This is a genomic window from Streptomyces sp. NPDC034049 (genome assembly GCF_055575575.1).
This window is the reverse complement of the sequence record NZ_JBVISJ010000001.1, coordinates 303248-315507: the sequence shown is the minus strand read 5'-3', so window position 1 is coordinate 315507 and position 12260 is coordinate 303248. Positions and strand designations below refer to the sequence as shown.

12 protein-coding genes are annotated in these 12260 nt (G+C 72.5%); 7 read left to right on the top strand and 5 right to left on the bottom strand.

Translation table 11 applies throughout. The features are described 5' to 3' along the window. The first annotated feature begins 64 nt into the window (after window positions 1–64). On the top strand, window positions 65–991 hold the full coding sequence (locus tag ACZ52C_RS01370; RefSeq protein WP_469072841.1) for an NAD(P)-dependent oxidoreductase: 927 nt from the start codon (window positions 65–67) through the stop codon (window positions 989–991). A 234-nt stretch (window positions 992–1225) separates the two neighbouring features. Here the strand turns inward: ACZ52C_RS01370 and ACZ52C_RS01365 are convergent, their stop codons facing one another. Then, complete coding sequence (locus ACZ52C_RS01365; protein ID WP_469072840.1) at window positions 1226–1891, bottom strand: HAD family hydrolase; 666 nt, start codon at window positions 1889–1891, stop codon at window positions 1226–1228. A 176-nt stretch (window positions 1892–2067) separates the two neighbouring features. After that, the gene (locus ACZ52C_RS01360; protein WP_469072839.1) at window positions 2068–2649 is read right to left on the bottom strand and encodes a TMEM165/GDT1 family protein; all 582 of its coding nucleotides are present in this window, start codon (window positions 2647–2649) and stop codon (window positions 2068–2070) included. Window positions 2650–3145: 496 nt separating this feature from the next. Here ACZ52C_RS01360 and ACZ52C_RS01355 point away from each other — a divergent pair, with 496 nt between their 5' ends. From ACZ52C_RS01355 to ACZ52C_RS01335, 5 genes are all read left to right on the top strand, one after another. Further along, window positions 3146–3790, top strand: coding sequence for an HNH endonuclease family protein (locus tag ACZ52C_RS01355; RefSeq protein ID WP_469072838.1), 645 nt, complete (start codon window positions 3146–3148; stop codon window positions 3788–3790). A 136-nt stretch (window positions 3791–3926) separates the two neighbouring features. Then, window positions 3927–5582: an alkaline phosphatase D family protein gene (locus tag ACZ52C_RS01350; RefSeq protein WP_469072837.1), complete on the top strand. Its 1656-nt coding sequence runs from the start codon at window positions 3927–3929 to the stop codon at window positions 5580–5582. Between the two features lie 167 nt (window positions 5583–5749). Further along, the gene (locus ACZ52C_RS01345) at window positions 5750–7876 is read left to right on the top strand and encodes an FAD/NAD(P)-binding protein (RefSeq protein WP_469072836.1); all 2127 of its coding nucleotides are present in this window, start codon (window positions 5750–5752) and stop codon (window positions 7874–7876) included. An 88-nt stretch (window positions 7877–7964) separates the two neighbouring features. Continuing rightward, window positions 7965–8420: a DoxX family protein gene (locus ACZ52C_RS01340; RefSeq protein WP_469072835.1), complete on the top strand. Its 456-nt coding sequence runs from the start codon at window positions 7965–7967 to the stop codon at window positions 8418–8420. Between the two features lie 238 nt (window positions 8421–8658). Beyond that, window positions 8659–9267, top strand: coding sequence for a DedA family protein (locus tag ACZ52C_RS01335; RefSeq protein ID WP_469072834.1), 609 nt, complete (start codon window positions 8659–8661; stop codon window positions 9265–9267). A gap of 22 nt (window positions 9268–9289) precedes the next feature. On the opposite strand, the gene ACZ52C_RS01330 is transcribed toward ACZ52C_RS01335, so the two are convergent. The 3 genes from ACZ52C_RS01330 to ACZ52C_RS01320 form a co-directional block, all read right to left on the bottom strand. Then, complete coding sequence (locus tag ACZ52C_RS01330) at window positions 9290–9976, bottom strand: TetR/AcrR family transcriptional regulator (RefSeq protein WP_469072833.1); 687 nt, start codon at window positions 9974–9976, stop codon at window positions 9290–9292. Window positions 9977–10016: 40 nt separating this feature from the next. Beyond that, the gene (locus tag ACZ52C_RS01325) at window positions 10017–10772 is read right to left on the bottom strand and encodes an SDR family oxidoreductase (protein ID WP_469072832.1); all 756 of its coding nucleotides are present in this window, start codon (window positions 10770–10772) and stop codon (window positions 10017–10019) included. A gap of 100 nt (window positions 10773–10872) precedes the next feature. Then, on the bottom strand, window positions 10873–11100 hold the full coding sequence (locus tag ACZ52C_RS01320; RefSeq protein ID WP_319099875.1) for a DUF2277 domain-containing protein: 228 nt from the start codon (window positions 11098–11100) through the stop codon (window positions 10873–10875). 195 nt (window positions 11101–11295) lie between these two features. Here ACZ52C_RS01320 and ACZ52C_RS01315 point away from each other — a divergent pair, with 195 nt between their 5' ends. Further along, window positions 11296–12258 (top strand): ketopantoate reductase family protein, encoded by a 963-nt coding sequence (locus ACZ52C_RS01315; protein WP_469072831.1) that lies wholly within the window; start codon window positions 11296–11298, stop codon window positions 12256–12258. Window positions 12259–12260: the final 2 nt, after the last annotated feature.

Here is a 12260-nt window from a genome sequence, read left to right as displayed (position 1 = left end):
TTCCCCCTCGCCCATCAGTCGTGAATCGACGAACCGACCTATTCTGCACAGGAGTCACCGAGCGATGCCCGCACACACCGAACAGCACACCGCCGCCGCCCCCGACACCGCCGGCGAGGCCCCTTCCGTCACCGTGCTCGGCCTGGGCCCGATGGGCCGGGCCCAGGCCGGCGCCTTCCTGGACGCCGGGCTGCGGACCACGGTCTGGAACCGTACGCCGGGCCGGGACGAGGAGTTGGTGGCGCGCGGCGCGATCGGCGCCGGGTCGGCGGAGGAGGCGGTGGCCGCCAGCCCGCTGACCGTCGTCTGCGTGGTCAACTACGACGCCTCGGACGCGGTGCTGCGCGCTCCGGCGGTCACCGGGGCCCTCAAGGGGCGCACGGTGGTCAATCTGACCGCCGACACCCCGCACCGTGCCCGGGACACCGCCGCGTGGGCGGCCGAGCACGGCGTCGCCTACCTGGACGGGGCGATCATGACGCCGACGCCGGTCATCGGCACCCCGGACGGCGTGTTCCTCTACAGCGGCGACGCGGACCTGTACCGCGCCCACCGGCCCGTCCTGGACGCGCTGGACGGCACCCACACCCACCTGGGCGAGGAGATCGGCCGGGCGGCCGCGTACGACGTGGCGCTGCTCGACCTCTTCTGGACCTCGATCGCCGGTTACACCCATGCCCTGGCGCTGGCCCGGGCGGAGGGTGTCAGCGCTCAGGAGCTGACCCCGTTCGCCCAGGGGATCGCCGCGATCCTGCCGCCGCTCTTCGAGGAGGGCGCGAAGGAGGTCGACAGCGGTCGGCACTCCGGCGAGGGCAATCCGCTGACCTCGGCGTTGTCGACCATGACCCACGTCATCGAGGTCTCCGAGTCCCACGGGATCGACGCGAGCGTCATGCGGTCGGCCGAGGGGTTCGTCCGCCGCGCCATCGCCCAGGGCCACGGCACCGACGGCTTCACCAGGCTGACGGAGGTACTCGACCACCACAGCTGACACGGGGCTCGACCGACCCGCAGGGCGCACTCGGGCACGGGGCTCAGCCGACCCGCAGGGCGCACTCGGGCACGGGGCTCAGCCGACCCGCAGGGCCCACTCGGGCACGGGGCTCAGCCGACCCGCAGGGCCCACTCGGGCACGGGGCTCAGCCGACCCGCAGGGCCCACTCGGGCACGGGGCTCGACCGATCACTAAGCGCACCCCACCACGAGCCTCGACCCACCGGAAAGCTCAACCCACCGTGAGCCGGATCAGACCACCCGCGGCGATCTCGACCCGCACCGTGGTCAGGTCCGGCACCACGACGTCCGGCCCGTGGGGCCGGGCGCGCTCCCCGATGCCCACGACCCGCATCCCCGCGGCGCGCCCCGCCCGGATCCCCGCCTCGGAGTCCTCGAAGACCACGCAGTCCTCGGGCGCGACGCCCAGTTCGGCGGCCCCCTTCAGAAAGCCCTCGGGGTCCGGCTTGCTCGCGCCGACGGACTCGGCGGTGACGCGTACGTCGGGCAGCGCCAGCCCGGCCGCGCCCATCCGTGCCGTGGACAGCGCGACGTCCGCCGAGGTCACGAGGGCGTGCGGGACTTTGCCGGCGACGAGGGAGGCGAGGAACTCGGGCGCGCCGGGTATCGGGACGACGCCGTCCACGTCGGCGGTCTCCTCGGCCAGCATCCGCGCGTTGTCCGCGAGGTTCTGCTCCATGGGCCGGTCCGGCAGCAGGACGGCCATCGTGGCGTACCCCTGGCGGCCGTGGACGACCTTCATGATGTCGGCGCCGTCCAGCCCGTGCCGTTCGGCCCAGCGCCGCCAGACACGTTCGACGGCGGCGTCCGAGTTGACGAGGGTGCCGTCCATGTCCAGCAGGAGGGCGCGGGCGGTCAGAACGGTCGTGGCCGTCATCAGCAGCTCCAGGGCGCGGAGAAGGGGGCCGCGGACGGGGTCGCACCCGGCGAGGCGGCCCGGAGGGAACAAGGCGGCCCCGCCCACCGGTCAGGGAATGCGGGCGGGAGCCACTTTGTTCCCCTACGGTACAAAACAATCCGGGCCCCCGCCACCCCGTCACCCGTACGGTCCACTCATCCCGCCACGGCCTCCCACAGACTCCACACACCGAGCCCCAGCATCAGCACGGCGGCGATCCGCGTGATCAGCGCGAGCGGCACCCGCTTCATCAGCGCCCGGCCGCCGACGATGCCGAGCCCGGCGACGGCCCACAGGGCGAGGACCGCCCCGAGCCCGACGGAGAGCGGGTCGTCGTACCGGGCCGCGAGGTTCGCCGTCATGATCTGGGTGAGGTCACCGAACTCGGCGACCAGGATGAGCATGAAGCCGGCCCCCGAGACCTTCCAGAAGCTCTGGTCCTCGGGCCTGCGGATCTCCTCCTCGCCCTCGTCCTTCTTCATGAGCAGCACCGCCGCGCCGCCCAGGAACAGCACGCCGGTGAGCGCGTGCACGATCTGCTGCGGCAGCAGCGTGAGGACGCTGCCGGCCGCCACCGCGAGCGCGACGTGCACGGCGAACGCGGCGGCGACTCCGGCGAAGACGTAGGAGGCGCGGTAGCGGGTGCCGAGGACGAGACCGGCGAGTGCGGTCTTGTCGGGGAGTTCGGCGAGAAAGACGACGCCGAAGACGAGCGCCGTGACACTGAAGCTGATCAAGGTTCCTCAATCGGTCGGCTGCCCCACCGAGAGAAATCATCCGCTGACGCGACACCTCGGCACGGCAGCACACGGTCGGCCCGTGCCGGGCGGCACGGACGGTGCACTGCTTGCCGAAGGTCTCGCTGGCGCGGTCCCGGTCACGGGACCCGCCTCCGGGCGCCGGCTCAGACGAGCTGAGCAGTATGTCGACGGTCCGGCGAAGAGCTACTCCCCTTCTGCGCGGTCCATGGTACGCCGGGCGCGTCACGGCTCGGGGCGCAGCCCCTGCTCGTCAGGGGCGCGGGGAACTGCGGGGAGAGGCCCCCCGCACCCGCGCCCGCCGACGGATCACGCACCCCACCCCGGAGCGCGTCGGCCACAATCACGACCGCACCCCTTGTCGTGTCATGCCCACGTCATTAACTTCTCACCCGACGCACATCCGCCGGTAACACCGCGGCGCGACCCTTCAATCGCTCACTCCCCAACGCCCCCGGCCCCACAAGGAGTTCACATGCGCAGGTTCTACGCGCGTCGACGAGTCAGCATACTCGCGGCGCTCAGCGGATTGATAGCCTCCGCCGCGCTCTTCAACGCCCCCACCGCCTCCGCCGCGCTCCCCACCCCCATCAGCGCCTCCACCGCCCGCTCCTACCTCGCCACCCTCACCGTGGCGACCGAGGACCGCACCGGCTACGACCGGGACCTGTTCAACCACTGGATCACCATCAGCGGCACCTGCAACACCCGCGAGACGGTCCTCAAGCGCGACGGTACGAACGTCGTCACCGACTCCGCCTGCGCCTCCACCAGCGGGAGCTGGTACTCCCAGTACGACGGCGCCACCTGGACGCTCGCCTCCGACCTGGACATCGACCACCTCGTGCCGCTCGCCGAGGCCTGGGACTCCGGCGCCGACAGCTGGAGCAGCGCCACCCGTCAGGCCTTCGCCAACGACCTCACCCGCCCGCAGCTCATCGCGGTCACCGACAACGTGAACCAGGCGAAGGGCGACCAGGACCCCGCCACCTGGATGCCGTCGCGCACGGCCTACCGCTGCACGTACGTCCGCGCCTGGGTCCAGGTGAAGTACTACTACGACCTCTCGGTCGACTCCGCGGAGAAGAGCGCCCTCACCAGCTACCTGGCGAGCTGCTGACTCTCGCACGCGAAACCGCTCCGGAAGCTCGCCGTTCCCCTCCGTCGTTCCGTACCGTACGGGGCGACGGAGGAGGCGGGTCCGAAGAGGCGCGCCCCCGGAGGTGAACCGGCGGAGAAGGAGTGAGTGATCGCTCATGACGGGGCTGCGTCTGGGACCACTGCTGAGATACGTGGACGGCTCGTCCGCGACCGTCTGGGTCGAGACGGACCGACCGTGCGTCGCCGAGGTGCGCTGCGCCGGCGGCGGACACGGTGAGGCCCGCACCTTCCAGATCGCCGGCCACCACTACGCGCTGGTCCCGGTGACGGGGCTCGCGCCGGGCACGGCCTCGGCGTACGAGGTGCTCCTCGACGGCGCACCCGTGTGGCCCCTCCCCGACTCCCCCCATCCGCCCTCCGAGATCCGCACGCCCGCCGAGGGCGACACCGTCCGGATCGCCTTCGGCTCCTGCCGCTGGGCCGCGCCGCCCGGCGGGGAGCCGGACCCGGTGGGCCCGGACGCCCTCGACACGCTGGCCGCCCGGCTGTCCGCCGAACCGGGCGCGGAGCGCCCCGACGTCCTCCTGCTCCTCGGCGACCAGGTGTACGCCGACGAGACCTCCGACGCCACCCGCCGCTGGCTGGCCGCGCGACGCGACCTCGCGGACCCGCCGGGGAGCCAGGTGGCGGACTACGAGGAGTACACCCACCTCTATGACGAGTCCTGGCTCGACCCCGAGATCCGCTGGCTGCTCTCCACCGTCCCCAGCTGCATGATCTTCGACGACCACGACGTCATCGACGACTGGAACACCAGCGCGTCCTGGCTCGCCGACATGCGGGCCACCCCCTGGTGGCGCGAGCGGATCCTGAGCGGCCTGATGTCGTACTGGGTCTACCAGCACCTCGGCAACCTCTCCCCCGCCGAACTGGCCACCGACCCGGTCCACGCCGCTGTGCGCGCCACCCCGGACGGCACGGACGCGCTGCGCGCCCACGCCGCCGAGGCCGACCGGGACCCGGCCTCGGTCCGCTGGAGTTACCGGCGGGACTTCGGTCGCGTACGGGTGCTGATGCTCGACTCACGCGGGGCGCGGGTCCTCGACGAGGGCAACCGCTCGATGCTGAACCCCGGCGAGGCGCGGTGGCTGCGGGACCAGGCGCTGGACGCGCGCGGCTCCTACGACCATCTGCTGATCGGCACCTCCCTGCCCTGGCTCCTGCCCCACCTCGTGCACGACGCCGAGTCCTGGAGCGCGGCGCTCTGCGGGGGCGAGCGCGGGGACCGCTGGGCCCGGTTCGGGGAGAAGCTGCGCCGGGGCGCCGATCTGGAGCACTGGGCGGCCTTCCCCGACTCCTTCGAGGCCCTGACCCGGCTGATCGCCGAGGCGGGCGGCGGCACCGACGCGCCGGCGACCGTGCTGGTGCTCTCCGGGGACGTGCACCACGCGTACGTCGCCGAACCGTCGTGGCCGGAGGGCGAGCCGGGCGGTGCCGGGGGCCCGGACGCGCGCGTGCTCCAGCTCACCTGCTCCCCCGTGCACAACTCCATCCCGCTCTCCATAAAGCTCGGCTTCCGCTTCGGCTGGAGCGGCACGGGGCGAGCGCTCGGCCGGTGGTTCGGGCGGCACGGCCGGGGCGCGCGGCCGTCCATCGACTGGCGCAGGACGGACGGCCCCTGGTTCGGCAACCACCTCATGACGCTGACCCTGCACGGCCGTTCGGCACGGCTGCGGCTGGACCGCGCACGGGCCCGGCGGGGCGGCAGGGCCCACCTCGAAACGGCGGCGGAGTCCGTACTCACCCGCTAATCCACCCATTGCGCACGGTTGTTGCCCCCGTTGTCCGAGATGCTCGTGAGGCATCCCACACCCGGCGCGTCCGATGAGCCCCAACGCTCCGATCCCGTCGCGTACGACGGCATGATGAGGCGGACCGTCCGCTTGCCGGCGGGCGGTCCGCCGCACCGCGCCCCACGATGCGCCCCACACGCACGGGAGTTACTCCTTTGTCCGAACGGCCAGGGATCAGTGACATCGGCATCGCTCTCGTCGGAGCCGGCCCGCGCGGCACCAGCGTCCTGGAACGCCTCTGCGCCTCCGCGCCCGAACTGCTCCGCCCCGGCACCCGTCTGACCGTCCATGTCGTCGACCCCGCGCCGCCGGGCCCGGGCCGCGTCTGGCGCACCGACCAGTCCCCCCATCTGCTGATGAACACCGTGGCTTCCCAGGTCACGCTCTTCACCGACGACAGCGTGGAGTGCTCGGGCCCGATACGCCGGGGCCCGAGCCTGTACGAGTGGGCGAGCGGCCGGGCGAGCGGTGGGGCGGAGGCGCCGGGCAAGACGGGTGAGCCGGGCCGGTCCCAGGGGCCGGGCGAGTTGGGGCCCGACGACTATCCGACGAGGGCCCAGTACGGCCGCTATCTGGAGTGGGTCTTCGCCGAGGTGGTGCGGGGCGCGCCGCCCGGGATCCGGGTCGAGGTGCACGGCACCCGGGCGGTCCGTCTGGAGGACGCCCCCGACGGCGGCCAGCGGCTCACGCTCGCCACCGGCCGCGTCCTCACCGGCCTCGCCGCCGTGGTCCTCACCCAGGGCCACCTTCCCGCCCTCCCCGACCGGGCCGAGCGGGACCTCACCGAGTACGCCGCCCGCCACGGGCTGCGCCACTTCCCGCCCGCCAACCCGGCCGACCTCGACCTCTCCTCCGTCGCCCCCGGGGAACCCGTGCTGCTGCGCGGTCTCGGACTCAACTTCTTCGACCACATGGCCCTGTTGACGACCGGGCGGGGCGGCTCCTTCGTATACGACGCCGAGAAGGGGGGCCTGCGGTACGAGCCGTCCGGCCGCGAGCCGCGTCTGTACGCCGGCTCCCGGCGAGGCGTCCCGTACCAGGCACGCGGCGACAACGCGAAGGGCCCCTACGGCCGCCACGCCCCGCTCGTCCTGACCCCCGAGGTCATCGCGGCGTTCCGCAAACGCGCGGACTCCGGCGAGGCCCCGGACTTCCTGACGGAGATATGGCCCCTGGTCGCGAAGGAGGTCGAAACGGTCTACTACGAGGGCGTGTTGGCGCGACCGCCCCACCGGTCGGCACCGACTGCGACACCATCGGCCCCGGCACCCGGCCGGTCTCGGGACGGCCGGGGCGAGGCGGGTGGCGGTGCGGTGTACGGGCCGTTCCCCGGGCACTCCTGCGCTCTCTTCGGGGGAACCGCCCCCTTCCGCGACCGTTTCCTCGCCGTACCCCAGGGCTCCCCTCAAGAGGCCGCCCTGCTCGATGAGTTCGGAATCGCGGAGGCGGACCGTTGGTCGTGGGATGGGGTCGCGCGGCCGTACGCGGGGCGGCAGTTCACGGGCGCGGCGGACTGGCGGGACTGGCTGCTGGCGTATCTGCGGGAGGACGCCGCTCAGGCCGCCCTCGGGAACGTCGAGGGCCCGGTGAAGGCCGCGCTGGACGTACTGCGGGACCTGCGCAACGAGTTGCGGCTGATCGTGGACCACGGCGGACTGGCGGGCGCGTCACGCCGGGAGCATCTGGACCGCTGGTACACCCCCCTGAACGCGTTCCTGTCGATCGGCCCGCCGCGCAGCCGTATCGAGGAGATGTCCGCGCTGATCGAGGCGGGCGTACTGACCGTGCTGGGCCCCCGACTGCGGACGCGCCCGGAGGACGGTGCCTGGGTGGCCCACTCGCCCGACGTGCCGGGGTCCGCGGTCCGTGTGACGACCATCGTCGAGGCGCGCCTCCCGGAGCCGGATCTGCGCAGGACGGCCGACGAGTTGCTCGCCGATCTGCTGGCGAAGGGCGGCTGCCGTCCGCACCGGGTGGACGGATACGAGACCGGAGGACTGGACGTCACACCGCGGCCGTATTACCTGATTGACCGTCACAACACTGTGCACGCACGGAGGTTCGCGTTCGGGGTGCCGACGGAGGGTGTGCACTGGGTCACCGCGGCAGGCGCCCGGCCAGGGGTGGATTCGGTCACACTTTCGGATGCGGATGCCGTGGCGCGAGCGGCTCTACGTGCGGCGACACCTGCGAAAGCCCCCCGGGCGCAGGTGAAGAGCTGGCCAGATGTTGAACTTGCAAGCATCGATTAGGGCTGCCTACCGTGGGTGACTCACCGGTAATAACCGTCCCCACCGGTCTCACGAGGACCGGGTGACACTACCGAAGGAGCCCCCCACCATGACCGGACGCCTCAACAGCGCCCAGCCATACGCTCTCGGTCTCTTCCGCATCGTCGTCGGCCTGCTCTTCACCTGCCACGGCGCCATGACCCTCTTCGGCGTCCTGGGCGGCGCGGACGGGCAGGGCGGCACCGTCGCCGCCGGAACCTGGCCCGGCTGGTACGCGGCCGTCATCCAACTCGTCGGCGGCGGCCTGGTACTGATCGGCCTCGGCACCCGCTACGCGGCGTTCGTCGCGTCGGGCTCCATGGCCTACGCGTACTTCAAGGTCCACCAGCCGGAGGCCCTGTGGCCGGTGGAGAACGGCGGCGAGGCCGCGGCGCTCTTCTGCTGGGCCATGTTCCTGCTGATCTTCACCGGCTCCGGCGCGCTCGGCCTCGACCAGCTCTTCGCCAAGCGCCAGGCCGCGTCCGCGAACAGCACCGCCACGAACAAGGCCACCGTGGCGGCCTGACCCACCCCGGCGGCCGGCCCGAGCCCTGCCCCGCTCCCCACGCGCGTCTCCCCCACCGACCTCTGTCGGCGCACCGCGCATCACGAACACGCACCGCGAACCACGAAACGCCCGCTTGAACAACGAACACGGTGTGACGGACACATGAGCCCCTGTGAGCCGTCCGTCATACCCGGGGCGTACGCTGTTCGGCTGTCACGGGTCGCCGTGACGTCGGGGGACAACAGGAGAGTGCTCGGTGCTTGAGAGTCTGGGTTGGCTGGCCGCCGGCCCATGGATCTACGCCGTGGTGGGCGCGTCCATCGTGCTGGACGTGTTCCTCCCGGTCCTCCCGAGCGGTGTCCTGGTGGTCGCGGTGGCCACGGCCGCCGCGGCGGAGACGGCGGCGGGCGCGATGCCCCGCGAGGTCCCCGACATCCTGGTGCTGATGCTCTCGGCGGCGACCGCGTCCGTGCTCGGTGACCTCGTGGCGTACCGGCTGGCCTGGCGCGGCAGCGCCCGACTCGACCGCGCCATCGCCCGCTCCCGCCGGCTGACCACCGCGCAGGAACGTCTCGGCGCCGCGCTCGTACGCGGGGGCGGCCTGCTGGTCGTCGTCGCCCGCTTCGCCCCCGCCGGCCGCTCCGTGGTCTCCCTGGGCGCCGGCGCCGCCCGCCACCGCGCCCGCGACTTCCTCCCCTGGTCCGCCCTGGCCGGCCTCGCCTGGGCCGCGTACAGCGTGGCCCTCGGCTACTTCGGCGCCCAGTGGCTCGGCCCCACCTGGCTCGCGACAGCGGTGTCCCTGGCCGCCCTCTTCGGCGCGGGCGCGGCGGCCGCGTACTTCATGCGCCGCCCGCAGCCCAGCTGACACGGGGGCGATGCCCCGGGGTTCAGGCTCCGGTGCCGTAGCGGGCGAGCATGAGGGCGACGGCTTCGTCCACGATCGCGGCGTCCGTCGGGTTGGGCGGGACGAAGTCGGTCCGTACGAGTTGAGGCCAGAGGAACTGGCCGGAGATCATGCCGAGGAACTGCTCCGCCACCGCGGATGCCGACCGTGACTGCCCGTCGGCCGAGCGGAAGTCGAGTGTGCCGGCCCGCGCTTCGGCCTCCAGGTAGTCGCGGAGCCGGTCGAAGAAGGGCCCGCGGTCCATGGCGAAGCCGGTGCCGACGATGTCGGCGAGCTCCGGCATCTGGGGGAGTTCGGTGATGATGAGGCGGCACAGCGCCGCCGTGTGGGGCCGCGCGACCAGGCAGGCGTAGTCGCGGCCGATGTGGTCCAGGCCGTACCGGGGATCACCGGGCGGGGGCGGTGCGGCCCACTCCACGTCCAGCTGCCACTGTTCGGCGGTGACGGCCGCGAACAGCGCGGCCTTGGAGGGGTACCGCTTGAAGAGGGTGCCCGTCGAGACGCGGGCCTCCCTGGCGATCTGGGCGAGGGAGGTCTTGTCGTATCCCCGGGCGAGGAAGAGGTCACGGGCGGCGCGGATGATCCGCGCGCGGTTCTCCTCTTTGACCTGCGCGTGATACCCGGCCCGGCACGTATCGCCACCGGCTTCCGCTCGGTCCGCCACCGACATACCCACGCCCCTCGCCCGTCCACCCGCCGCGTCCTCGCTCTCAGAGAACGGTCTGGCCTCCGTCCAGGATAAGGTCCTGGCCCACCGCGAAGGCGGAGGCGTCGGAGGCCAGGTACACGACCGCTTCCGCGACCTCCTCGGGCAGACCCATGCGGCCCAGCGGGATGCCGGCGCTGATCCCCTCCAGGACCGCCGCCTGCACCGCGGGGTCCTCGATCCCGAGCTTGGAGTAGAGCGGGGTGTCCACCGGGCCGGGGCTGACCGCGTTGAACCGGATGCCGTGCGACTTGAGCAGGTCCGCGTTCCACGACCGCATCAGGGAGCCGACAGCCGCCTTCGTCGCGGCGTAGGCGTTCGAGTTCCCGTAGCCGCCGTGCGCGCTGCTGGACGCGTTGAGGACGACCGAGGACGGGTTGGCCAGCACGGGCACCAGGGCCTGGGTGAGGAAGAAGACGCTCTTGACGTTGATGTCGAAGAGCCGGTCGAAGCTGTCCTCCGTGTGGTCCTCGAACGGCCGCCAGTCCGAGACGCCGGCGTTCAGGAACACCACGTCCAGCTTTCCGAAGTGCTCACCCACCTGCTTGGCGAGGGCGCGCTGAGCGTCGAGATCGCGTGCGTCGGCCTGCACCACCGGCACCTTGTCCCCGAGGACCTGCCGTGCGTTGTCGATGCTGGCCGGGGTGACGCCCGTGACCAGCACCTCGGCGCCCTCCGCGAGGAAACGCCGCGCGGTCTCCAGACCGATTCCGCTCGTGCCGCCGGTGATGAGGGCGCGCTTGCCCGCAAGACGATCCATGTCACTGTTCCTTGCCGAGTCGTAAGGTAAGTCAATGGACTCACCATGAAGGGAAGGTAGCTCCCGCCCCACCACCATGGCAAGTCGATGCACTTACCTTCTAGCTCGCCCGGCGCGCGGCCCCCCGCACCTCCAGCCCGGCCAGCAACGCGGCCGTCGCCTCCGCGACCGCGTCCACCGCCTGCTCGAAGACCTCGCGGTTGTGAGCGGCGGGCGCACGGAAGCCGGAGACCTTCCGGACGTACTGGAGGGCGGCAGCCCTGATGTCGTCCTCGGTGGCCTCTTCGGGCAGGACAGGCGGTCGAAGCGTCTTGATGCTGCGGCACATGCCCCCAGTCTCCCGCGCACGCCCGCCCGACCCCACCCCCGGAACCCGGCAGGTCACGGCCGCACCCGGGCGCACACCTCCAGCCCCAAGCACCACCTTGGGTAAGGCCAAGTTCCCCCGAGGATTGACTGCCCCCTCCCCTCTTGTGATCATCACCGGGGCCGGGACGACCCACCCGACGGAAACGAGGCGACCATGACGAAAGAACGGCTCACGGTGGCGGTACTGGGCCCGGGCGGCGTGGGCGGACTGCTCGCCGCCCTGCTGGCCCGCGCCGGCAACCGCGTGATCTGCCTGGCCGGCGAGCGCACCGCGGAGACCCTGGAGCGGGCCGGCATCCAGGTCACCAGCGCCCGCTTCGGCGACTTCACCGCCCGCGTCGAGACCGCGACCGAGCTGCGCGAACGGGTCGACGCGGCCCTGATCACGGTCAAGCACACCACCCTGACGGCCTCCCTGGACCGCCTCCCGGCAGCGTCCCTCGGCCCCGACACCCTGGTCGTCCCGTTCCTGAACGGCATCGAGCACCCCGCGCAGCTCCGCGCCCACTACGGCGACGCCGTGCCGGTCACCCCCGCCACCATCCGCGTCGAGTCGACCCGTGTCGCCCCGGGCGTCATCGAACACGGCAGCCCCTTCGCGGAGGTCGACCTCACGGGCGACAAGGTGCCGCAGGAGCACCTCAACTCCCTTGCCGGCGCTCTGGAATGGGCAGGCGTGGGCACCCGCGTCCTGCCGGACGAGACAGCCGTGCTGTGGGCGAAGATGTCGTTCCTGGCCCCGTTCGCCCTGCTGACGACCCGTCACGGACTGCCGCTCGGCGAGATCCGCACCCGCCACCGCGAGGAACTGACCGCTCTCGTCGAGGAGACGGCGGCGGTCAGCACGGCCGCCGGTGCCCCCGTCGATCCGGCCGAGACGCTCCGCCGCTACGACGCCTTCCCGCCCGCCACCAAGTCGTCCATGCAGCGCGACGCCGAGTCCGGCCGCCCCCTCGAACTGGACGCGATCGGCGGCGCGTTGCTCCGTTCGGCCGAACGCCACGGCGTACGCGTACCGGTGGCGACGGAGGTGGTGGCGGAGCTGAGGACGGCGGCGGAGCCGAGGGGCACGGCGGAACCACGGGCGGCCGAGGAACCCCGAACAGCGGAGCACTGAGC

What these genes read in the sequence shown, in the direction of transcription:
- ACZ52C_RS01370 (WP_469072841.1), top strand. Translation starts at nt 65, where the DNA reads ATGCCCGCACACACCGAACAGCACACCGCCGCCGCCCCCGACACCGCC.
- ACZ52C_RS01365 (WP_469072840.1), bottom strand. Translation starts at nt 1,891, where the DNA reads ATGACGGCCACGACCGTTCTGACCGCCCGCGCCCTCCTGCTGGACATG.
- ACZ52C_RS01355 (WP_469072838.1), top strand. Translation starts at nt 3,146, where the DNA reads ATGCGCAGGTTCTACGCGCGTCGACGAGTCAGCATACTCGCGGCGCTC.
- ACZ52C_RS01350 (WP_469072837.1), top strand. Translation starts at nt 3,927, where the DNA reads ATGACGGGGCTGCGTCTGGGACCACTGCTGAGATACGTGGACGGCTCG.
- ACZ52C_RS01345 (WP_469072836.1), top strand. Translation starts at nt 5,750, where the DNA reads ATGCGCCCCACACGCACGGGAGTTACTCCTTTGTCCGAACGGCCAGGG.
- ACZ52C_RS01340 (WP_469072835.1), top strand. Translation starts at nt 7,965, where the DNA reads ATGACCGGACGCCTCAACAGCGCCCAGCCATACGCTCTCGGTCTCTTC.
- ACZ52C_RS01330 (WP_469072833.1), bottom strand. Translation starts at nt 9,976, where the DNA reads ATGTCGGTGGCGGACCGAGCGGAAGCCGGTGGCGATACGTGCCGGGCC.
- ACZ52C_RS01325 (WP_469072832.1), bottom strand. Translation starts at nt 10,772, where the DNA reads ATGGATCGTCTTGCGGGCAAGCGCGCCCTCATCACCGGCGGCACGAGC.
- ACZ52C_RS01320 (WP_319099875.1), bottom strand. Translation starts at nt 11,100, where the DNA reads ATGTGCCGCAGCATCAAGACGCTTCGACCGCCTGTCCTGCCCGAAGAG.
- ACZ52C_RS01315 (WP_469072831.1), top strand. Translation starts at nt 11,296, where the DNA reads ATGACGAAAGAACGGCTCACGGTGGCGGTACTGGGCCCGGGCGGCGTG.